Origin of the sequence: Blautia caecimuris (assembly GCF_024622975.1) — a bacterium.
GTDB classification, from domain to species: Bacteria; Bacillota; Clostridia; order Lachnospirales; family Lachnospiraceae; genus Blautia_A; species Blautia_A caecimuris.
In genome coordinates this window covers 132844-156086 of sequence record NZ_JANJZT010000003.1, presented here as the reverse complement: position 1 = coordinate 156086, position 23243 = coordinate 132844, and the positions used below count along the sequence as shown (strand labels likewise).

At 43.3% G+C, this 23243-nt stretch carries 19 protein-coding genes and 1 pseudogene; 18 read left to right on the top strand and 2 right to left on the bottom strand.

Annotation, left to right across the window (positions count from 1 at the left end):
* The first annotated feature begins 61 nt into the window (after positions 1-61).
* From NSA57_RS03295 to NSA57_RS03255, 9 genes are all read left to right on the top strand, one after another.
* Complete coding sequence (locus tag NSA57_RS03295) at positions 62-1096, top strand: XdhC family protein (RefSeq protein ID WP_257464012.1); 1035 nt, start codon at positions 62-64, stop codon at positions 1094-1096.
* Positions 1059-1316: a hypothetical protein gene (locus NSA57_RS03290; protein ID WP_257464071.1), complete on the top strand. Its 258-nt coding sequence runs from the start codon at positions 1059-1061 to the stop codon at positions 1314-1316. The genes NSA57_RS03295 and NSA57_RS03290 overlap by 38 nt, the downstream gene beginning before the upstream one ends.
* A gap of 108 nt (positions 1317-1424) precedes the next feature.
* Positions 1425-2978 carry a DUF1002 domain-containing protein gene (locus NSA57_RS03285; protein ID WP_257464011.1) on the top strand — a complete coding sequence of 518 codons (1554 nt, stop codon included), beginning with the start codon at positions 1425-1427 and terminating at the stop codon, positions 2976-2978.
* Between the two features lie 367 nt (positions 2979-3345).
* Positions 3346-4548 (top strand): class I SAM-dependent rRNA methyltransferase, encoded by a 1203-nt coding sequence (locus NSA57_RS03280; RefSeq protein ID WP_257464009.1) that lies wholly within the window; start codon positions 3346-3348, stop codon positions 4546-4548.
* A 23-nt stretch (positions 4549-4571) separates the two neighbouring features.
* The gene (locus NSA57_RS03275; RefSeq protein WP_147598432.1) at positions 4572-4982 is read left to right on the top strand and encodes a TFIIB-type zinc ribbon-containing protein; all 411 of its coding nucleotides are present in this window, start codon (positions 4572-4574) and stop codon (positions 4980-4982) included.
* A gap of 27 nt (positions 4983-5009) precedes the next feature.
* Positions 5010-5855, top strand: a complete 846-nt coding sequence (locus tag NSA57_RS03270; RefSeq protein WP_022068355.1) for a DUF5685 family protein — start codon at positions 5010-5012, stop codon at positions 5853-5855.
* Entirely contained in the window at positions 5848-6513 is a 666-nt protein-coding gene (locus tag NSA57_RS03265) for a J domain-containing protein (RefSeq protein ID WP_257464008.1), read from the top strand. The genes NSA57_RS03270 and NSA57_RS03265 overlap by 8 nt, the downstream gene beginning before the upstream one ends.
* Before the next feature lie 206 nt (positions 6514-6719).
* On the top strand, positions 6720-7706 hold the full coding sequence (locus tag NSA57_RS03260; protein WP_022068353.1) for a diaminopimelate dehydrogenase: 987 nt from the start codon (positions 6720-6722) through the stop codon (positions 7704-7706).
* 173 nt (positions 7707-7879) lie between these two features.
* Positions 7880-9502 (top strand): N-acetylmuramoyl-L-alanine amidase family protein, encoded by a 1623-nt coding sequence (locus NSA57_RS03255; protein ID WP_257464007.1) that lies wholly within the window; start codon positions 7880-7882, stop codon positions 9500-9502.
* Between the two features lie 100 nt (positions 9503-9602).
* On the opposite strand, the pseudogene NSA57_RS20030 reads toward NSA57_RS03255, so the two are convergent.
* Positions 9603-9856 (bottom strand): annotated as a pseudogene (locus tag NSA57_RS20030) (IS91 family transposase); the annotation flags it as partial.
* A 240-nt stretch (positions 9857-10096) separates the two neighbouring features.
* Between NSA57_RS20030 and garR (NSA57_RS03250) the strand changes: the two are divergent.
* The 3 genes from garR (NSA57_RS03250) to NSA57_RS03240 all read left to right on the top strand — a co-directional run bounded on the left by garR (NSA57_RS03250) (position 10097) and on the right by NSA57_RS03240 (position 14309).
* A complete protein-coding gene (gene garR / locus NSA57_RS03250; protein WP_138271539.1) occupies positions 10097-10990 on the top strand; it encodes a 2-hydroxy-3-oxopropionate reductase in 894 nt (297 codons plus the stop codon).
* Positions 10991-11094: 104 nt separating this feature from the next.
* Positions 11095-13047 carry a sigma 54-interacting transcriptional regulator gene (locus NSA57_RS03245; RefSeq protein ID WP_257464006.1) on the top strand — a complete coding sequence of 651 codons (1953 nt, stop codon included), beginning with the start codon at positions 11095-11097 and terminating at the stop codon, positions 13045-13047.
* Between the two features lie 38 nt (positions 13048-13085).
* The gene (locus NSA57_RS03240; RefSeq protein ID WP_257464005.1) at positions 13086-14309 is read left to right on the top strand and encodes an FAD-dependent oxidoreductase; all 1224 of its coding nucleotides are present in this window, start codon (positions 13086-13088) and stop codon (positions 14307-14309) included.
* On the opposite strand, the gene NSA57_RS03235 is transcribed toward NSA57_RS03240, so the two are convergent.
* Positions 14310-15257, bottom strand: coding sequence for a LysR family transcriptional regulator (locus tag NSA57_RS03235; protein WP_257464004.1), 948 nt, complete (start codon positions 15255-15257; stop codon positions 14310-14312).
* Positions 15258-15468: 211 nt separating this feature from the next.
* On the opposite strand from NSA57_RS03235, the gene garD reads away from it, so the two are divergent.
* The 6 genes from garD (at position 15469) to yiaK (ending at position 23241) form a co-directional block, all read left to right on the top strand.
* The gene (garD, locus tag NSA57_RS03230; RefSeq protein ID WP_306814021.1) at positions 15469-16977 is read left to right on the top strand and encodes a galactarate dehydratase; all 1509 of its coding nucleotides are present in this window, start codon (positions 15469-15471) and stop codon (positions 16975-16977) included.
* A gap of 362 nt (positions 16978-17339) precedes the next feature.
* Positions 17340-18668, top strand: a complete 1329-nt coding sequence (locus tag NSA57_RS03225; protein WP_257464003.1) for an enolase C-terminal domain-like protein — start codon at positions 17340-17342, stop codon at positions 18666-18668.
* A gap of 65 nt (positions 18669-18733) precedes the next feature.
* Positions 18734-20131: a GntP family permease gene (locus tag NSA57_RS03220; RefSeq protein WP_147598425.1), complete on the top strand. Its 1398-nt coding sequence runs from the start codon at positions 18734-18736 to the stop codon at positions 20129-20131.
* A gap of 102 nt (positions 20132-20233) precedes the next feature.
* Entirely contained in the window at positions 20234-21124 is an 891-nt protein-coding gene (garR, locus tag NSA57_RS03215) for a 2-hydroxy-3-oxopropionate reductase (RefSeq protein WP_138271532.1), read from the top strand.
* A gap of 32 nt (positions 21125-21156) precedes the next feature.
* Positions 21157-22047, top strand: coding sequence for a dihydrodipicolinate synthase family protein (locus NSA57_RS03210; RefSeq protein WP_147598423.1), 891 nt, complete (start codon positions 21157-21159; stop codon positions 22045-22047).
* 186 nt (positions 22048-22233) lie between these two features.
* Entirely contained in the window at positions 22234-23241 is a 1008-nt protein-coding gene (gene yiaK, locus NSA57_RS03205; RefSeq protein ID WP_257464002.1) for a 3-dehydro-L-gulonate 2-dehydrogenase, read from the top strand.
* Positions 23242-23243 lie beyond the last annotated feature (2 nt).

Below are 23243 nucleotides of genomic sequence, written 5' to 3'. Positions count from 1 at the left end.
CAGAAACGGATAAAGTACACAGTTTTGTGAAGTGCAGCATTATGATTAAGGGGGGAAACGGGTGAAGAATCAGGAACTGTATCAGATTATGGCAGACCATATGGAGAAGAATAAAAATATGCTGGCCACAGTAATAGAAGGAGAAAATACAGGAAAACGTCTCTTTTTTACTGAGGGCAGGCTTGTGGCCGAAAGCGGAGAAGACAGGCTTTCACCAGAGCTGATAAGCCGGCTGGCAGAGACAGAGCAAAGCAGTATTATTGAAGCGGACGGATGCCGGATTTTTGTGGAACTGTTGGGAAAACCCGGAAAGCTTGTGATCTGTGGCGGAGGTCATGTGGCGCAGCAGGCAGTAATTCTGGCAAAACATACAGGGTTTCATGTGACTGTGCTTGAAGATCGTCCGTTTTTTGCGGATCAGGCCCGGGCGGCAGGGGCAGATCAGGTAATCTGTGATGATTTTGCTTCAGCCCTGGAAAAAATTCCCGGAGGCAGTGATACTTATTTTCTGGTTGTTACAAGAGGCCATCGGTATGATGGAATCTGCCTTACTGCAATTTTGAAAAAGGAACGGGCATATGTGGGAATGATGGCAAGCCGGAAGCGCGGGATCCTTCTGAAAAAAAAGCTGGTGGAAGAGGGATTTCCGGAAAGTGAGGTAGAACGTCTCCATACGCCGGTAGGACTTTCCATTTATGCGGAGACTCCGGAGGAAATTGCAGTCTCCATAGTGGCAGAACTGATTATGGTAAAAAACAGTATAAAAAAAACAGGCGGATATGATAAAGAACTTCTGGCATGCCTGACAGGGGAAAGCTATCCGGAGCAGAAAAAGGCTCTTGCGACTATTGTGGCAAGGCAGGGCTCTGCTCCCAGAGAAATCGGAACAAAGATGGCAGTACTTTCAGACGGAAGAATCGTTGGTACGATCGGAGGCGGATGTATGGAAAGCCGCATCCGGAATCAGTGTCTTCATATGCTGAAAGAGGAAAATCCCCAAAGCCGTCTTGTGCTTGAGGACATGTCCGGACAGGAGGCAGAAGAGGAGGGGCTTGTCTGTGGAGGAAGGATCAGGGTTTTTCTGGAAGTACTGTAAGCGTGTATCCGAAAATACAGTGATCAGACTGCGGAGTGGAGATATTATCACAGAGTTGCGGACATTATGGAATAAACAGGAAGATTTTCTGATATATTCAGATGATTCTATAGCAGGAAATGAATGCCGTATGGCGCCAAAAAGGGAAACGGCAGTTTTGAGGGTATATAACTGCCGTGAGAAAATATGGAATACAAATATGCCGGAAGGTGTGTTATAATAAAACTCACAGCAGGTTCCGCAAAACTGTAAACGGAACAGAGAATATCAGAATATCAGAATGTCAGTTTCAGTATATTTTACTTTTAATTAAACGGAGGACAGGATTATGAAAAAAAGAAGTGTGATCGCAGCATTACTTTGCAGCTTGTGTCTGACAGCCGGAGGTGCGGTTCCGGCTATGGCAGATTCAGCCAGAGTTGTAACACTTGGCGCAGACCTTACCCAGGATCAGAAGGATACCATGATGCGCTATTTTAAAACAGATGCCAGCCAGGTTCAGATCCTTACTATCACCAATCAGGATGAAAGAGAGCATCTGGGAGATTATATCCCGCTGGAGCAGATCGGAACAAGAACCCTGAGCTGCGCTTATGTAAAACCTACACAGTCAGGCGGAATCAAGGTCCGTACTGCAAATCTGAATTATGTAACCGGAAATATGATCGCCAATGCTCTTTCTACTGCAGGAGTAACCAACTGTGAAGCTGTTGCGGCATGCCCTTATGAAGTATCCGGAACAGGCGCTCTGACAGGTGTGATCATGGCATACGAAAGCGCAAGCGGACAGAAGCTTGACAGCACCAAAAAAGATCTTGCAACAAAAGAGGTTGTGGTGACCGGTGATCTTGCGCAGCAGGTAGGAAACGATAATGCGACCAATATCATCAATCAGGCAAAGCTTCAGATCATTGGCGATAATATCCAGAACGCAGATGAAATTTATAATATTGTAAACAACATTGCTGTTCAGAATAATGTTACTTTAAGCCAGGAGGAAATGGAAACGATCGTTGCTCTTCTTCAGGAGATCGCGCAGCAGAGCTACGATATCGAGCAGATGAAAGAGACTCTGGAAAATATTCAGCAGAATCTGGATAAAGAAGCTGCAGATGATCCTGTTTTTGACGGAACAGCTCAGGATGACGGCGTAGTTGATGCAGAGGATGACAATCTGGTAGACGAGGACAGTACAGACGGAGAAGATATTACACAGAATGTAGATCCGGACGCTCTTGGTGAAGACATTAAAGAAAGCTCCACAGAGGATCCGTCTCTTCAGGAAGAAACCATGGGAGAGGCTGTGGAAGGCGAGGACGGCGCAGTTGATGAAGAAACAGGAATCCCTGAAGCTACAGAGGACGGAACTGTTCTTGACGGAACAGCCCAGGATGACATGAGTGTGACACCGGAGGAAAATACAGCAGAAGATCCTCTGAATACAGATTCTTTAAGTGAAGAAGCAAAAGCATCCTTTGAACAGGCAAAAAGCTTCTGTAAGGGAGAGTATGAGGGAGATACGGCTTCTCTTCAGAGTGTAATGGGAGAGGATGCCATGGCATCAGTTACAATTACACCGGAGGTTGGTGCAGATCTGACTCAGAAGGTACTGGAATCCTATATCAAGGTACTGAAAGACGGAGGAATGAGCTATGTTCCGGCTGATACAGACATATATCTGTCAGCAGAGCTGAACATGGTAAATGCAGAGATGAGACTGATCTTCAGTATGGAACTGGATCCGGCTGAGGATGACATTCTGGTAAATGAAACACCGGAGACAAGACAGGCACTCTACAGTGACACTATGAAATTCTTTGAAAATCTGTATGGAGAGAGCAGCGTTTCTGCTGAAACCACACAGGAAGAAGTAATGGAATAATCCTGCATATGGCGGCTGTGCCATATCGGGCAAAAGGGTGTTTTGCCCAGGAGCAGATATGAGTTAAGATAACATATTAAGATCTCAGTATTAGAAATAGTACTGGGGTCTTTTATTTTCGGGAGAGAGTATCTCAGGTACAAACTTTTTAGTATAACAAAACATTCCACAAAGATTTTAGGATAAGCAGATCTGTCCTTTTTGTTTTTACAAAATACGGAAAAGTCACGCCAGAATATCATCCTTCATAGAATGTGATTATTTTGTGTCTTAGCGGAAATACTGGAAAATTCAGACTGTGTGTGCTACAATAAATGGAAATGCTGACGAATACAGTGGAAATATGTTTCCGAAAGGAGAAAAATACATGAGTCTGGCAGTAGTAACGCTGAAAAAAGGGGAAGGACGTCTCCTGAAATCCGGCGGAATGTGGGTGTTTGACAACGAGATAGCTTCTGTGATGGGAAGCTTTCTCAACGGAGATATTGTCCTGGTAAGAGATTTTGACGGATATCCTCTGGGAAGAGGATTTATTAATACCAACTCCAAAATCACAGTGAGGCTGCTCACACGGGATGAAAACCAGAAGATTGATGAGAAATTCCTTGAGCAGAGAGTAAGAGATGCCTGGGAATACCGGAAAAAGGTAACAGATACAGGAAGCTGCAGACTGATTTTCGGAGAAGCTGATTTTCTTCCCGGACTTGTTGTTGACAAATTTTCTGATGTGCTTGTTGTTCAGTCTCTTGCCCTGGGAATTGACCGCCTGAAGCTGCAGATACTGGAACTTCTGAAAAAGGTTCTGGAAGAGGACGGTATTGCTGTCAGAGGAATTTACGAGAGAAGCGATGCCAAGGTAAGACGTCAGGAGGGAATGGAGCTTTACAAGGGCTTTATCGGTCCGGAATTTCCTACTTTGGTAGAAATCGAAGAGAATGGGGTAAAATATCAGGTAGATATAAAAGACGGACAGAAAACAGGATTTTTCCTGGATCAGAAATATAATCGTCTGGCTATCCAGAAGCTCTGCAAAAATGCAAAAGTGCTGGACTGCTTTACCCATACCGGTTCTTTTGCCCTGAATGCAGGAATTGCAGGCGCCAGTGAAGTGACAGGAGTAGACGCCTCTCAGCTTGCTGTAGATCAGGCCACTGCCAATGCACGGTTGAATGGACTTGACGGTACGGTTAAGTTTATCTGTGAGGATGTATTTGAGCTTCTTCCTGAGCTTGAGGAACGCGGAGAAAAATTTGACGTTGTGATTCTGGATCCTCCTGCTTTTACAAAGTCCAGAAATTCTGTAAAAAATGCGGTGAAGGGGTACAGAGAGATCAACCTGAGAGCCATGAAGCTGGTAAAAGACGGCGGCTTTCTGGCAACCTGTTCCTGTTCACATTTTATGACCTATGAGCTTTTTACAAAAACAGTCGGACAGGCTGCGCGCAGCACCCATAAGAGACTGAGGCAGGTAGAGTACAGAACTCAGGCACCGGATCATCCGATTTTATGGGCGTCTGACGAATCCTATTATCTGAAGTTTTATATTTTTCAGGTGTGCAGTGAACGATAAGTAAAGACAGGAGATGCATTGACATGAAGGAAAAGTTTATAAAATTCATGGAAGGACGCTATGGTGTGGACGGATTTGCACGGTTTACCATGGGAGTTGCCCTGGTATGCATTGTGGCTTCTGTTTTTTTCCGTAATGGAAGCACCACGGGAGCGATTCTGAATACCGTGGGTCTGGCTGCCATCATTTATACATATTTTCGTATGCTTTCCAGAAACATTCAGAAACGTTATGCGGAAAATCAGAAGTATCTTTCCATGACAGCAAAAATCAGACAGTGGTTCAGAAAAGAAAAAAATATGATGGAACAGAGAAAAACACATCATATTTATACCTGTCCCAGCTGCGGACAGAAAATCAGGATCCCCAGGGGAAAAGGAAAAATTGAGATCGACTGTCCGAAGTGTCATACAAAATTTATCAAAAAAAGCTGAAAAGCCTGAGGATAAGCAGGAGGAGTTATGTTTGGGTATGTTGTGATGAACCGGCCGGAAATAAAATTTAAAGATTATGATCTGTATCGGTCTTTTTACTGTGGATTATGCAGGGAACTGAGGGAGCGCTATGGAATCTCAGGTCAGATCACACTGACCTATGATATGACTTTTGTAATCCTTCTTCTCAGCGGTCTGTATGAACCGCCCACAAAAAAAGGAACCAGCCGCTGCATGGTTCATCCGGTGAGAAAACAGCCGGTACGCAAAAATAAAGTGACAGAATATGCGGCTGATATGAACGTGTTTCTTGCTTATTACAAATGTGTGGACGACTGGAAGGATGAAAAAAAGCTTTCCAGACTGGCATACAGCAGACTTTTGAAAAATAAGGATAAAAAGGCGGAAGCTCTCTGGAAGAAAAAGACAGCAGTCATTATAAAACATCTGAATGAGATTTCTGCCATGGAAAAAGCAGGAGAAACGGATATTGATAAAATATCTGGATGCTTTGGGAAAATTATGGAGGAGATTCTTGCCTGGAGAGAGGACGAATGGGAACCTGCTTTAAGGCGAATGGGGTTTTATCTGGGAAAATTTATCTATCTGATGGATGCCTATGATGATGTGGAGAAGGATCTGGAAAAAGGAAATTACAATCCTTTTGCTCAGGATTATATAATGGAAGGGTTTCAGGAACGCGTATGCCAGATACTGATCATGATGATGGCTGAGGCGTGCCGGGAATTTGAGAAACTTCCTATTATTAAATATGCAGATATTCTGCGAAATATTTTGTACTCCGGCGTATGGTGCCGGTTTGAGGCAGTTTCAGAGCAAAGGAAGAAGAAACAGGAGAAAGAACATGTTTGATCCGTACAGTATTCTGGGTGTGTCGAGGGATGCATCTGATGAGGAAATAAAAAAGGCATACAGAAAGCTCAGCCGGAAGTATCATCCGGATGCAAATATCAATAACCCCAATAAGGACCAGGCGGAGGAAAAGTTTAAAGAGATCCAGCAGGCCTATGATCAGATCATGAAAGAACGGGAGTATGGTTCTTCGGGAAATTATGGATATGGCGGAAATACGGGATATGGAGGCTTCGGCGGATTTGGCGGCTATGGCGGAAGTCAGAGCAATAGCGGATATCGGGATGAGGAGGCCATTCGCAGACAGGCTGCTTCCAATTATGTTCAGAGCGGTCATTATCAGGAAGCAATGAATGTTCTGTCCTCATTAAAAGAAAGAAATGCTCAGTGGTATTATCTGTCAGCGGTTGCCAATATGGGACTTGGGAATAATGTAAATGCCATGAATCATATCCGTGAGGCTGTGCGTCTGGAGCCTGATAATATGCAGTACCGCATGATGCTTCAGCGTATGGAGGGCGGCGGAAGCTGGTATCAGGAACAGCAGAATCCATTTGGCGGAATGCCCACAGCTGGCAATGATCTCTGTATGAAATGTCTGATGGCAAATCTTGCCTGCAGCTGCTGCTGTCCGGGAAGCGGAGTCATCTGCTGCTGACAGCGATGGTACAGACCGCCGCGAATGGTAATGTAATGTAATATGCCATTACCGAAGATCATTTGTAATGGATTCTGATCAGGTTGCCGTAAATGAAGCGAACAGTAACTGATGCGGCAGAAATTTGTCAGGAACAAAAGAAAAAAATTGACATTATTCCTCTGGAAGATTAATATATAAGCAGAAAAAACGAGGAGGAAATTATTATGAGTATTCGAATTGGAATCATGGGATATGGCAACCTGGGCAGAGGCGTGGAATGTGCAGTGAAACACAATCCGGATCTGGAACTTGCGGCAGTTTTTACACGCCGTGATCCTGAGACAGTAAAAATACTTACAGAGACAGCTAAGGTCTGCCATGTGGACGAAGCAGAGAAGATGAAGGACGAGATCGACGTTCTGATCATCTGCGGCGGAAGCGCAACAGATCTTCCGGTACAGACACCTAAATATGCACAGTGGTTCAATGTTGTAGACAGCTTTGATACACATGCAAGAATTCCGGAGCATTTCGAAAATGTGGATAAAGCGGCAAAAGAAAGCGGCCATGTGGGAATCATCTCTGTAGGCTGGGATCCGGGAATGTTCTCTCTGAACAGAATGTATGCAAATGCCATTCTTACCAATGGAAAAGATTATACTTTCTGGGGAAAAGGCGTAAGCCAGGGGCACTCTGATGCAATTCGAAGAATTGACGGAGTAAAAGACGGCAAGCAGTATACAATTCCGGTAGAGGCTGCTCTGGAATCTGTAAGAAACGGAGAAAATCCTGAGCTGACAACAAGACAGAAACATACAAGAGAATGTTTTGTTGTTGCTGAAGAAGGCGCAGATCTGGCCCGCATCGAGCAGGAGATCAAGACCATGCCAAACTACTTTGCCGACTATGATACAACCGTACATTTTATTTCTGAAGAAGAGCTGAAACGTGATCACAGCGGGATTCCTCATGGCGGTTTTGTTATTCGTACCGGAAGCACCGGATGGGATAACGAAAATAAGCATGTGATCGAGTACAGCCTGAAGCTGGATTCTAATCCGGAATTTACATCTTCCGTGATCGTGGCATATGCAAGAGCTGCATACCGTATGAGCCAGGAAGGACAGAAAGGCTGCAAAACTGTTTTTGATGTTGCGCCGGCATATCTGAGCGCTATGGACGGAGCAGAGCTGAGAAAACACCTCCTTTAAAAATAAATAAGACAAATATTACAAAAGAGTGAAGTCAGAAAGACTTTGCTCTTTTTTGTTCTGTTTTACAATTTGTAATAAAAATATTGACGCATGGAAAAAGTTGAGATATAATAAATACACAATATTGTAACAAGATTGTAAAAAATAAAGTCCGAGAAGAGGAAATGTTTATGAATAAGGTATGCAAGCGCTGGAAATTCTGGGGTATTTTACTGGGGCTGATGCTATTTGCAGCCGGCTTTTCCATGCATTCCACTACTGTAGAAGTTCAGGCGGCACCTGTGAATGGATTTCATACAGTAGGTGGAAAAACATATTATTATAAGAATGGCAAGAAAATGACCGGGACTCAGAAAGTGAATAATAAGTATTATTATTTTGATCCCAATCAGTCAGGTGCAATGTTGAAAGGCTGGTACAAGAACAGTAAGGGTGACAGACGTTATTTCGACAAAAAGACAGGGGAAATGCGAACCGGACTGAGACCGATTAATAGTGAGTATTATTACTTTGATGCAAAAACAGGATGGGCTCAGAAGGGGTTCCAGACAGTCAACGGATATACACGATATTTTCAGCCTGCAACATTTACCATGTCTACCGGATGGATGAAAAATTCAAAAAATCAGAAATGGTATTTTGAAAAAGGAAACGGACGAATGAAGACAGGATTGCGTCCTATTGATGGAAGATACTATTATTTTGATCCTAAGACAGGAGCTGCAAAACAGGGATTCATTGAGTTCGAGGTTGGAATGAGATATTTTTATGGTGGAGGAACCTATGCTATGGCAACAGGATGGCATACTTCACCAGAGGGAGAGAAAAGATATTTTGACCCTAAAACAGGTGTCATGAGTAAGGCAAAAAAAGAAGTTGACGGAAACTGGTATTATTTCAGCAAAATCGATGGTGTTGCCAAAGGCGGATGGCTGAATGAAGACGGTCGAAAAAGATACTTTGATCCTAAAACATTAATTATGGTAACAGGAACAAGGGTCATTGACGGAAAAACTTATACGTTTGATTCCAAGGGACTTTTGATTTCTTCAGAGGATGATTATAATAAGCCTGTAACTCCATCAACTCCTACTTCTGAACGTACTGTTAAGAACTATCTTTTAAATGCATTGCAACCGGTAGGAAGAACATTGTACATCTGGGGTGGAGGGCATAATGACACAGATTCCACACGAAAGGGAATCAGCCCTAAGTGGACATCATTCTTCAGTAGTCAGAACAGCAGCTATAATTACAATAATTACAGATATCAGACAGAACTCGGACTTGACTGCTCGGGATATATAGGCTGGGCTACTTATCAGGTAACAGGACGTTATTCCACAGACGTTTCAGGAAACATTGGAAGTTTGTATAAAGGATACGGTTGGGGTACTATCTGTAATCAAAATTATCTAAGCAGTCATGATTATAAACTGTATCCGGGGGATATAGGATATGATGAGAATCATACCTGGATGATTCTGGGACAATGTAAAGATAAGAGTGCGGTGATCCTTCACTCCACACCGAATGCAGGTGTACAGATTTCCGGAACGCCTACACCGAATGGAAATTATGGAAGCCAGGCAATTGCCCTTGCAGAAAAGTATATGGAACGTTTCCCGGGGTATCAGAAAATGCAGAAGACCAACAGTAGCTTCTACCATACTTCATCAGGCGCTTATGTCCGTAGAGGAAATTACTTCAGATGGAATTCTTCCACCCTGAGTGATCCCCACGGATATAAAAATAAAACAGCAGATCAGATTCTTGCAGATCTGTTTAGTTAAATAAAAGTAAATATAATGATTTAGAAAGAGATGTTTCGTAAGGGAGCATCTCTTTTTTGTACTATCTGTAATAAGTACAGTATGGAAAAGATTGAAGATGAAAGAGCATTTCTTTTTTACAGTTTGGACATTGCAGAGGATCGTAGACTATAGTAAGTAGAAACAGTGTACGCCAGGTATTAAAATCAAGAAAGTTCCGATGTTTTGATTTACGGACAGTTTTATGTAGCTAAGTTTCGATTTCGCGGTATTTGGCACAAAATCTATAGTAGCATATCATTTTGAAATTTTTTCAAGGATATGCTGGATGAGTAATTTAATAAAATTAATTGCCGGAAGAGTTTTTATGATAAAAAATCAAACAGAAAAACAAAATCTGCTGCGGTTAATGGATTAGGATGAAATAAACATTTCAAAATATGAAATAAAGGAATTATGTGATAAAAAACTTTTCTTTTTTTGAGTCTTTTGTCAATGGAATTTTACAGAAAAATATTTTACAATAGGGACAGTAAAATCAATGAAACAGAGTAGCAGAAGAACAGTATTTTAATAGTTTCTGTAAGACAATTTATTGAAATTGGGAGGTAAAAGATGAAGGTTGGATTTATCGGACTTGGAATTATGGGAAAACCTATGTGCAAAAATCTGATTAAAGCAGGTCATGATCTTATCGTTACTACTCATAATCCGGATACCTTAAAAGAGATGGAGGCGCTGGGCGCCAAAGCAGTTCATAATGGAAAAGAGGTAGCAGAAGAAGCAGAAGTGATTATTACCATGCTTCCAAACTCTCCTCAGGTCAGAGAAGTTGCGCTTGGAAAAGGCGGAATTATTGAAGGTGGCAGAAGGGGAATTGTTCTGATTGATATGAGTTCCATTGACCCTACAGAGAGCAAAGCGATTTCGGCAGTACTTGCAGAAAAGGGAATCGATATGCTGGATGCACCTGTATCCGGAGGGGAGCCGAAAGCCATTGACGGAACGATTTCAGTTATGGTTGGCGGAAAAAGAGAAACCTTTGATAAATACTATGAACTTCTTATGAATATGGCAGGGTCAGCTGTCTATGTAGGTCCGATAGGCTCCGGAAATGTAGCCAAGCTTGCCAATCAGATTATTGTAGCAGTGAATATAGCGGCTGTTTCAGAAGCTCTGACTCTGGCGACAAAAGCAGGTACAGATCCTGAGCTTGTATATCAGGCGATCCGAGGAGGACTTGCAGGATCCACGGTGCTTGATGCAAAAGCTCCGATGATGATGGACAGAAATTTTAAGCCGGGATTTCGTATTGAACTGCATATGAAAGATCTGAACAATGCATTAAATGCAGGACATGCGGTGAATGCAGCACTTCCTCTTACAGCAGAGCTTATGGAAATCATGCAGTCTCTGAAAGCGGATGGCTGTGAAAAGGAAGATCACAGCAGTATTGTAAAATATTATGAAAAAATTTCCAATGTTTTTGTAGAGCGGGAAAGGAAGTAAAAACAGAAAATTTCTTTGATGCATCCCCGGTCAGGTATGCCATGAGCCTGGCCGGGGATATTTGTATATGGTACTTGAGGATTACGAAAAGGAGAAATAATTATATGTCAAAAATAGCAGTTCTTCTTCCAAAAGAGTATATGCTGGAACAGGCGCGCAAGGTGATACAGGAAAAAAATGCGGATATAAATATATTGAAAGTAATAAAAACATCAGATTCTGTATATGAAGCGCGTAAGGCAATGGAGCAGGGGGCAGGAATCATTGTTGCCCGGGGAGTGCAGGCAGCATATATCAGAGAATATACCAATATACCGGTGGCAGAAATCATACTGACAGGTCAGGAAATAGCGCTTATGGTTGCGGCGGCAAAAAAGATTATACCTGAAAAGAAACATCCCCAGATTGCCCTGATCGGTTTTGAAAGTATGTTCAGCGATACATCTTATTTTGATGAGCTGTTTGGAATCACATTAAAAACTTATTTTATGAAAAGTATGGAGCAGGCTGCAGAAAAGGTGGAGCTTGCGATCGCAGAGGGGGCAGATGTACTTCTGGGAGGAGATACAGTGAACAGTCTTGCTTCACAAAGAAATTTTCCCTCCTGTTTTATAAATTCCACAGAGGAGTCTATACGTTCAGCTCTTGCTATGGCAGAGCATATGGCGTTGTCAGCAGAAACAGAAAAAACATATGCGGCGCAGTTTGAAACAGTTCTTGATAATGCCAATAATGGTATTTTTGAGATTGACGAAAAAAGAAAAATTACAATTATTAATCGTACAGTAGAGGAGCTGCTGAAAAAATCTGCCGAGAAGGTGAAAGGAGAGGCTTTAGAAAGCTTTTTTCCGGAGCTTGATATAAAATATGTCAATGACGTACTGGAAGGAAGAAGGGATATGTTTACAACTTCTACATATCTTGCCGGAATACCGATGATGATAACAGTTGCTCCTGTTCAGTATGAGGAAAAAATCTGCGGCGCTATCATAAGCTGCTACAGGTATATATCAGCTCAAAAGAGCAGTACGGACGAGCTGCATTCTCATTATTTGAAAGGATATGTGGCGAAAGCACGGTTTTCAGATATGAGAATTACCGGAAAAGAGATGGAATATTGTGTGGAGCTTTCCAGAATGTATGCTCTTTCTAAAAGTCCGGTATTGATACGGGGGGAGGGAGGAACAGAAAAAGAGTTCCTGGCTCAGTGCATCCATAATAATAGTTCTTATAAAACAGGACCTTTTGTGACGATCAACTGCAGCGGAATGTCGGAGCAGATGCAGATGGACCGTATTTTCGGCAATCCGGCTTCTGAGGATATCGGAATTCAGAAAGGCGGACTTGCAGTGGGAGATCTTGGAACAGTACTTATCGCAGAGATTGAAAAGCTTACTCCTGTGTGTCAGTACAGACTGTATCGCGCCATACGGTATGAGGATCTTATTCAGAACGATTTAGAGCGAAGCCAGACTCTTGATAATCGTATTATAGCCACAACATCTGTTGATTTGGGACAGCTTGTAAAGGAAGGACGGTTCAGAGAGGATCTGTATTATCTTTTGAACGGGCTTGTGGTAGAAATACCGCCGCTCCGCAAAAGAAAAGAGGATATTCGCTCTATAGTCGAAGAATGTCGTACAAAATTTTCAAGAAGATATGCAAAGTTTCCTAAAATATCAGAGGATGCCATGGAAGCGCTGATGGAATTTCCGTGGCCGGGAAATGAGCTTCAGCTGGAGACCTTTTGTGAGCGTATGCTGCTGACAACCTTGAAAAAAACCATTGCCGGTGATTTTGTACATTTTCTTCTGAATGAACTTTATCCGCAGACGGAAAGTGAACAGGAGGACGGAAAAACAGTTATTTATCAGCATCCTGAGGCTGCTGAACTGCAGACCCTTCTGGAAAAATACAGAGGAAACAGAAGCGCAGTGGCAAAAGAGATGGGAATCAGTACAACAACACTGTGGAGACGTATGAAAAAATACGGGATTATAAACCGGTATGATTTACTGGAAAGAAGACAGTCGGCTGAAAAGGATGTTTTCAAATAAAAATTTTCAAAGTCATTTTTTCAGAGGAGATAAAAATTATGGCAATTCATATTATTGATGAGGCAAACAGATGCCTTAACTGTAAAAAACCGAAATGTATGGAAGGATGTCCGGTGCATACCCCTGTTCCGCATATTATTCAGCTGTTTAAGGAGCATCAGGTTATGGATGCGGGAAGAGAACTGTTTGAAAATAATCCGATGTCTCTGATCTGCTCCATTGTATGTAATCATGAAATGCAGTGTGCAGGGAACTGTGTTTTGGGAAAAAAGGGAAGTCCGGTACACTTTTCCAGTATTGAAACCTATATTTCCGATATGTATCTGGACAGAATGAAGGTAAAAACAGCAGAACAGAAAAAACAGAATGTGGCTGTCATAGGAGCCGGACCGGCAAGGATGACAGTAGCGGTGATTCTTGCTCAAAATGGATATCAGGTAACGATTTTTGAACAGCAGGATAAGATCGGCGGGATTAAACAGTACGGAATTCCGGAGTTTCGACTTCCCAAAACCATTCTTTCCAGATATCAGAAAAAACTTCTGGAACTGGGAATCAGAATACGACCCAATACAGCCATTGGCACAACCCTGACCATTGAAGATCTTCTTCGGGACGGGTATGCCAGTGTGTTTGTGGGAACAGGAGTATGGAAGGCGAGAAATCTTGGAATACCGGGAGAATGTCTTGCCAACGTACATTTTGGAATTGATTACCTTGCCAATCCTTCTGCATACAGTCTGGGAGAAAAGGTTGCTGTGATCGGTATGGGAAATGCAGCAATGGATGTAGCAAGAACTGCTTTGAGAAACGGCGCTCATCAGGTGACCATGTATGCCCGGGGCAGACGGATAGCTGCCAGTTCCCATGAGATGGCTTATGCAGAGCTGGATGGCGCAGAGTTTGTTTTTGGAAAAGCAATTGAGCGGATCACGGAGAAAGGGCCTGTATTTAAAACTTCCATTATGGATGAGAATAACAGAGTAACAGGATATGAAGAAGGAGAAGAGCAGACAGAGGCGGATTCTACGATTATTGCCATCAGTCAGGGACCCAGAAACCGTCTGATCCGTACTACAGTAGGGCTTGAGGGATCAGACAAGGGGCTTCTGATCGTAGATGAAAATCATATGACAACCAGAAAGGGGATTTTTGCGGCAGGAGATGTGGTTACAGGGTCTAAAACAGTTGTTCATGCAGTAGAAGCTGCAAAAAAAGCAGCAGAAGCAATGATGCGTTATATGGAAAAAGAAGGAGCATGATCAAAGCTCCTTTTTCCAGAATTCTTCCGCCAGAGCTATGAAGTCTCTGGTGGATTTGCTTATATAGCGGTTTTTGTGGCAGCAGGCCATAATATTCCATGCAGGGTTATCCGGAAGTGTAAAATAGCGGATGCCATATGGAGAATTTCTGGCATAGTATTCTGGAATGAGTCCGCAACACATTTCCGCATGTATCATAGTGGCAATTGTGGCGTTATTAGAGGTCTCAAAAAGTACATGGGGAGTAAATCCGGCTTTTTTAAAAATCTGATCTGTCATTTCCCTTAAGGTAGATTCCTGGTAGGTGAGAACAAACGGCTCCTCCCGGAGCCGGTAAAGATCAAGCTCCTGAAGTTCGGAAGACATATCAGTCATATCAGCAACAGGTGTGCCGTCAGAGCTGTCCAGTGGAGTTGCCACCGGATGGCGGAGAGGAACACCGGCCAAAATTCTTTCTTCAGAAAGATTTATGTATGTAAGAGAAGCCTTCTGCTGGGAAGGCGTTAAGGTGACAAAGCCCAGATCCAGGCTGCCGGACAGAAGAAGCGACTGCTGTTTCTGTACACTGAGCTCCCTTGGTATAACTGTGATACCCGGATACATCCTGTGGAATCGGGGATAAATATGAGAGAACATGATAATGCCCCGTCCGGGAGTAAATCCAACGGAAAGCTGTCCTTTTTGAATTTCAGCAAGATCGTGGATCCGGTAATAGGTATCTTTTTTCATCTGAAGCATTTTACGTGCTGCGCTCAGATAGATTTCTCCTGCTTCTGTTGGGTGCCAGTCAGTGCGTGAACGGTGAAAAAGCGGGACACCAAGTTCTTTTTCCAGCTTCAGAAGCTGTTGATTCAGGGCAGACTGAGTAATATAAAGCTTTTCCGCTGCCCGGGTAATATTATTTTCTTCTGCAATTTGTACAATATATTCAAGCTGTCGTAAATCCATGGCAAATTCCTTTCTAAAAAATATGGTTTTTCATCAATATCAAGAGGCAGAGACGCAGCTGGGATAATAAGAGCTGATTTTACTTTACCATTTTTTTATCAAAAGGTCTATACTTCTATTAATAAAATTAATAGATAACTAATATTTATTAATTTTACTTATACAATATCATATATTATAATAGTAGCATAAAAACAAAGGAGGAATTCCCATGTCACTCTTAGTGAAAGTTCACAGTTCTGATAATGTTGCCATTGCTGTGAAACAACTGAATGCAGGAACTGAGATCGAAGGTCTGCATATTAATCAGGATATTCCCCAGGCGCATAAGGTTGCCCTGACTGACATTCCGGCAGGGAGCCCGGTTATCCGTTACGGCGTGATTCTCGGTTATGCCATGAATCCGATCAAACGCGGCGACTGGATCAATGAATTTATGCTGGAGCTTCCGACACCGCCGTCGGTAGATAATATGGAATATGGAAAAAATATTGTAACCGAACTTCCGGAGCCTCCGGTAACTACATTTGAGGGATATGAAAATCCGGATGGAGGATACGCGGGAACAAGGAATATTCTGGGAATCAGCACAACGGTACAGTGTGTGACAGGTGTACTTAATGTAGCAGTTAAAAAAATGAAAGAAGAACTTCTTCCCAAATACCCGAATGTAGATGACATTGTTCCCATTAATCATGCATATGGCTGCGGTGTCGCTATCAATGCGCCAGAGGCAAAGGTTCCTATACGGGCTCTTCGTAATCTGGCAAAGCATCCGAATTTTGGCGGCCAGCTTATGGTTGTAGGACTTGGCTGTGAGAAGTTTACAGTAGATATGCTTCTTGACCAGGCAGACATATCACCGGAAAATGTGATTATTTTGCAGGAATTAAGGGGATTTGACGCTATGGTGGATGCGCTGATGAAAATGGCAGATAAGAAGCTTGCCATTTTGAATCAAAGAAAGCGTGTTACGCTTCCTCTTTCAAAGCTTTGTATCGGAATGCAGTGCGGAGGCAGCGATGCTTTTTCCGGCGTTACAGCGAATCCTTCAGCCGGTTATGCAGCAGATATGCTTGTAAAAGGTGGAGCAACGGTTCTGTTTTCTGAGGTGACAGAGGTTCGTGACGGAGTCCATTATCTGGCAGAACGCTGCATCAGTCCTGAGGTCAGAGATAAACTGGCGACAGAAATGCGCTGGTATGATAATTACCTTGCAGAAGGAGAGGTGGACAGAAGCGCCAACCCGACACCGGGAAATAAAAAGGGAGGTCTCTGCAATATTGTGGAAAAGGCAATGGGGTCCATTGCAAAATCAGGAACCTCTCCTATTGTAGAAGTGCTTTCACCGGCAGAGAAGCCCGGCAGACACGGACTCATTTATGCGGCTACACCTGCCAGCGATATTGTCTGCGGTCCCTGTCAGCTTGCGTCAGGAATCACTGTCCAGGTATTTATGACCGGACGGGGAACGCCTTATGGTCTGGCAGCAGCACCTGTGATCAAGGTTTGTTCAAGAAATGAAATGAAAGAAATGTGGCAGGATCTGATTGATGTAAATGCAGGCCCTATTGCTATGGGGCAGGCAACGATCCAGGATGTCGGAACAGAACTGTTTTATAAGATCATTAACGTAGCAAGCGGAAGGGAGCAGTCCTTTGCGGAAAAATACAAGCTTCACAATGATCTGTGCATTTTTAACCCTGCGCCTATTACCTGATTTTTGTTTACCATATTCGATGGAAATTCCTGTTTACCCTCTTTCTTTTGGGAATTTCCATAAAAAGCTGTCGGTATATGCTGGCAGCTTTTTTATGTGAAAAAACAGGACGGATAAAAAATTTTACAATGTAAAAGTTATGTAAAGTGGAAAAACAAAATTCTGTGAAAGAAATGAATATTTTTGAAATAAAAATGAAACAGAAATATTTCATAAAATGAAAGATTGAAGTATATATATAAAAATTACCTGTTTATCTTGAGTATTTTGCGAATTGAATAACAAAAGGGATTGTATATAATAAAATGCATAGAAAAGAACGGTGGCCGTAACCTTTTAAGCACATTGAGGAGGATATATTGATGATACCAGTTGTAGAAAAAATGGAAGTTTATCCGGTAGCCGGACATGATTGTATGGAACTTAATCTGTCTGGCGCACATGCTCCATATTTTACACGAAATATTGTAATACTGACAGATTCTACCGGAACAGAAGGAGTAGGAGAGGTTCCGGGAGGAGAAAAAATTACAAAGGCACTGGAGCAGGTGAAAGACCTTGTGATCGGAACCAGTATTGCGGATTATAAGCAGACCTTAAATAAGGTACGCGGCTGGCTTGACAAAAATATAAAGGATGATGTCCGCGGACTTCAGACCTTTGATCTTCGTACAGGGGTTCATGTGGTCACTGCTGTTGAAGCGCCGCTTCTGGATCTTCTCGGAAAGTTTCTTGAGGTTCCGGCAGCAGCTCTTATGGGAGACGGAATCCAGAGAGAACGGGTACAGTTCCTGAGTTATCTCTTTTACATTGGGGATCGTAAAAAAACAGATCTTCCATATGAAGAAGAGCCGGATGCAGAGTGCGACTGGTATCGTCTGCGCCATGAGGAGGCTCTTACCCCGGAAAGCATTGTAGCGCTTGCAAAGGCAACTCATGAGAAATATGGCTTTGTGGATTTTAAATTAAAGGGCGGCGTTCTTCCTGCAAAAGAAGAGCTGAAAGCTGTCCAGGCAATTAAAAGAGAATTTCCAAATGCCCGGGTAGACCTTGACCCCAACGGATGCTGGAGCCTTGAAGAAGCACTGGAAATTGCGCCTCAGCTGAAAGAGTGTCTTGCTTACTGTGAAGATCCATGTGGAGCAGAAAACGGATTTTCCGGCCGTGAGATCATGGCTGAGTTTAAAAGAGAGTCCGGAATGCCTACTGCAACAAATATGATCAATACAGACTGGCGTCAGATGTGCCACTGCCTTTCTTTAAAAAGTGTAGATATTCCGCTGGCTGACCCGCATTTCTGGACCATGAACGGTTCTGTGCGGGTAGGTCAGATGTGCAATGACTTTGGGATGATGTGGGGATGCCATTCCAATAATCACTTTGATATCAGTCTTGCAATGGTTGTTCAGTGTGCTGCTGCAATTCCTGGAAAAATGAACGGAATTGATACTCACTGGATCTGGCAGGAGGGACGTGAGCGCCTGACAAAAGAGCCGATGCAGATCGTAGACGGATGCATTGATCTTCCGAAAAAAGGCGGCCTTGGCATTGAGGTTGACCGCGACCAGGTACTGAAGGCACATAAGCTTTACATGGACAACTGTCTTGGCGCACGTGATGATGCAAAGGGAATGCAGTATCTGATCCCCGGATGGGAATTTGATAACAAACGTCCGTGTCTGGTTCGCTAGACAATGTAAAAAACAGTTTACGGTCTGTCAAAAAACCGGATACATAAGGAAAAGGAGAGAAAAACATGTCTGAATCAACAAGAATGTTACTGGGACTTGCATTAGGTATTATTGTTATGATTCTCCTGGTAATGAAAACAAAGGTTCATTCCTTCATGGCGCTTCTTATTGCAGCCATGATTACAGGAATCATCGGCGGAATGCCGATTTCAGACGTAACCCTCGCTGACGGCACAACACAGACTGGTCTGATCACTGCCATTCAGGATGGTTTCGGAAGTACACTGAAAAGTACAGGTATTATCATTGGTCTTGGAGTTATGATGGGCGGTGTCCTTGAAAAATCCGGCGCTGCTGAAAAAATGGCATACAGCTTCATCAAACTCATTGGCCAGAAAAACGAAGAATGGGCGCTGGCAATTACAGGATGGTTTATTTCAATTCCGGTATTTGCAGATTCCGCAATCGTGATCTTTGCCCCTCTTTGTAAAGCAATGTCCAGAGTAACCGGAAAGTCTGTTATCGGTCTTGCCCTTTCTCTGGCGGTTGGTCTTCAGCTTACACACTGTCTTGTTCCTCCTACACCCGGCCCGCTGACAGCGGCAGGTATGCTGAATGTAGACGTGGGAACCATGATCATCGGTGGAGCGCTGATTTCCATTCCTATGCTGATTGTAGTCGTTTTCTATACAAAATGGATTGGAAAACAGATTTATCAGATTCCTACTGCAGACGGTGGATTTGACAGAAAAGAATTCAAAAAAGAATACATCAAATCCATGGACGAGCTGAATGCAATGATGGATGCAAAACCGCTTCCGGGATTCTGGGTATCCGTAGCTCCGATCATCATTCCGATCGTCCTGATCCTTCTGAAAACAGTCCTTGATTTCGTAGGTGTCGGCAATGCATTTATCGACTTTTTTGGTTCGCCGATTGTTGCTCTTGGAATTGGTACTCTTCTTGCTATTTACGGTCTCGTAAAAAAAGAAGACAATAAAAAAGTCCTTGGTATGATGGATGAGGCAATCAAGGATACCGGTATCATCATGCTGATCACAGGAGCGGGCGGAAGTCTTGGAAACGTAGTGAAAGTCAGCGGTATCGGTACAGCTCTGGGTGAGATGGTAACATCCTGGCCAATTCCGGCAGTTCTGATTCCGTTTATCATTGCAGCTCTTATGCGTATTGCTCTGGGATCTGCAACGGTTGCCATCACAACAGCAGCGACACTGACTGCTCCTCTTATGAGCATGCTCAGCATCAGCCCGCTTCTTATGGCTCTTTCCTGCTGCGTAGGTGCGATTTCCTTCTCCTACTTCAATGACAGTGGTTTCTGGGTATTTAACGGTATGTTCGGTCTGACAGAGCTGAAGGATCAGGTAAGATGTAAAACGGCAGTTTCCATGATTATGTCGGTTGTAGGTGTTGTCGAACTTCTGATTGCACAGTTTTTTATCTGATATTTGACAGTACAGCTTCCTGTCTCTGCTTCACAGCAGCAGGACAGGAGGCCACCCTCACAGCTTATTAAAATTAAATAAATATATAAAGGAGATTTTAAAATGAAAGTTGGATTTATTGGACTTGGAATTATGGGTAAACCTATGAGTAAAAACCTGGTAAAAGCAGGTCACGAGCTTGTGGTATTTGATTTCAATGAGGCAGCGGTAAAAGAGCTTGCAGATATGGGAGCAGTTGCTGCAAAGAGCAGCGCTGATGTAGCCGGCCAGTGTGATGTGATCATCACTATGGTGCCAAATTCTCCTCATGTACGTGCAGTGTGCCTTGGTGAAAATGGTATTTCTGATACAGCAAAGCCGGGAACAGTCGTGATTGACATGAGCTCTATTGACCCGGTTGAATCAAAAAAGATCGGCGCAGAGCTGGCTGAAAAGGGCATTGAGCTTATGGACGCTCCGGTTTCCGGAGGAGAGCCGAAGGCGATTGACGGAACACTTTCTGTTATGTGCGGCGGTAAAAAAGAAACCTTTGACAAATATTATGATCTTCTTATGAGTATGGCAGGATCTGTTGTATATGTAGGTGATCTTGGTTCAGGAAACGTTGCAAAGCTGGCAAACCAGGTAATTGTTGCAATTAATATTGCAGCAGTTTCAGAAGCGCTGACTCTTGCAAAAAAAGCAGGCACAGATCCGGAGCTTGTATATCAGGCGATCCGCGGAGGCCTTGCAGGCTCTACGGTTCTTGACGCAAAAGCGCCGATGATGATGGAGCATAACTTTAAACCGGGATTCCGTATTGAGCTTCACATTAAAGACCTGAATAATGCTCTGAATGCATCTCATGCAGTAAACGCATCTCTTCCTCTGACTTCTCAGCTTATGGAGATCATGCAGTCACTGAAAGCTGACGGATGCGAGATGGACGACCATAGTGCAATTGTAAAATACTATGAAAAAATATCTAAGGTTTCAGTAGAAAAAGAAAAATAATTTATCGCTTTTAGGCGAAGGAGGTACCAAAAATGGGATTTGTGCCAAGAGGTATTATTCCCCCGATTATCACTCCTCTTACTGACGAGGGTGAAGTCAACTATCCTGTTCTGAGACAGATGGTAAATCATCTGATAGATAATGGAGTGCACGGTTTGTTTCCGCTTGGAACAACCGGCGAGTTTTATGCGTTTGACGATGACACATACCGTAAGATACTGGAAACAGTAAAGGACGAAACAAGAGGACGTGTTCCGGTATATGGCGGAGCAAACCATATTACAACAAGAGGCGTAATCCGCCTTGTAAAAATCTGTGAAGAGGTTGGAGTAGATGCAGTCTCTGTTCTGACACCGATGTTTGTATCTCAGACACAGGAAGAGCTTTATGATTATTTTGCAGAGATAGCAGCCAGTACAAAGCTTCCGATCATTCTTTATAATAATGCTCCGAAGACAAATGTTACGATCGCCCCGGGAACTGTAGCAAGGCTGGCAGAAATCGACAACATTATTGCGGTCAAAGACAGTACAGGAGATATGACCAATACTGCAGAGTATATCCGTCTGACGCGTGATAATGATAATTTCCATGTACTGATGGGAAGAGATACTCTGATTCATGCTGCGCTCTGCTATGGAGCATCAGGCGCCATTGCATCCTGTGCCAATGTAGCTCCCCGTATCACTGCCGATATTTATGATAAGTATATGGCGGGAGATCTGAAAGGCTCTCTGGATGCCCAATTTACTTTAGCGCCTCTGCGTATTGCCTGCAGTATGGGAACATTTCCGGCCGTTATTAAGGAAGGTCTTGTACAGGAGGGAATTCCGGTAGGAAAATGTCTTTCACCGATTGCAGAGCTTAAACCGGAGGAGAAAGAAAAGCTCCATCAGGTTCTTGCAGAAATGAAACTGGTATAAAGGTTCAGAAAGAGTTCTGAGCCTGTAAATAAAAAATGCTGCCTTATGTATCCGGCGATACCCCCAGATATAAATCCACCGGATATGTGAGGACAGCATTTTTTGTATAAACAGGTGAGGCAAAAAGCTTTATAAATACAGATATGTGGATATAAAACAGCAAAAAAAGGAGGACTGTGGATAAGTATGAGAATTTTTTACGAGGATATGAAAAGGGAATTTGAAAGGGTCCTTCTGAAAAAAGGATTCAGTCAGGAAAGAGCGGAGACTTCGGCAAAAATGTTTGCAGATACGTCTCTTGACGGTGTTTACTCTCACGGGTATCAGAGGTTTCCCCGTGTGATAGAATATATTGACAAGGGATATATTCATGTAAATGCGATACCGGAAAAGCTTGCGGGAGTCGGCGCGGCAGAACGCTGGGACGGACATCTCGGAATGGGAAATCTGAATGCAGCGTCTGCTATGAAAAGAGCTATGGAGCTGGCCGGAGAGTTTGGAATTGGCCTTGTGGCAATGTGTAATACGAATCACTGGATGAGAGGAGGCACTTACGGATGGCAGGCAGCAGAGTCCGGATATATTGGAATATGCTGGACAAACACCATGCCAAATATGCCTGCCTGGGGAGCCGTTGACAGTAAGATCGGGAATAATCCTTTTGTGATGGCAGTTCCCGGGCCCCAGGGAAAACATGTGGTGGTTGATATGGCTATGGCTCAGTATTCTTATGGGAAGCTGGCTGTATGCCGACAGGCTCAGACAGATCTTCCTTATCCGGGCGGATATGATGAAGCCGGAGTTCTGACCTGTGATCCGGCAGCTATTGAAAAGACAAGGCGCGTCCTTCCTATCGGATATTGGAAAGGATCCGGAATGTCAATCCTTTTGGATCTTGCAGGTGCCGCTCTCACCCTTGGGAGAACAGTATCTAAAATCGGGAAAGAGTGTAAAGAAGAATATGGGCTGACGCAGGTATTTATTGCAGTGAAGCCGGAGCTTCTTAGCGGGGATGCGGAGGCAGCCAAAGCACTTGCAGAGGAAACCCTGAAAGACATTCAGAACTCTGTGCCGGAACATGCAAATAAAAAAATCCGTTATCCGGGAGAGGGGACTCTGATTCGCAGGAAAGAGAATACAGAGCTGGGCATTCCGGTTGATCCTGAGATATGGAAAAAAATCTGTGAATTATAAAA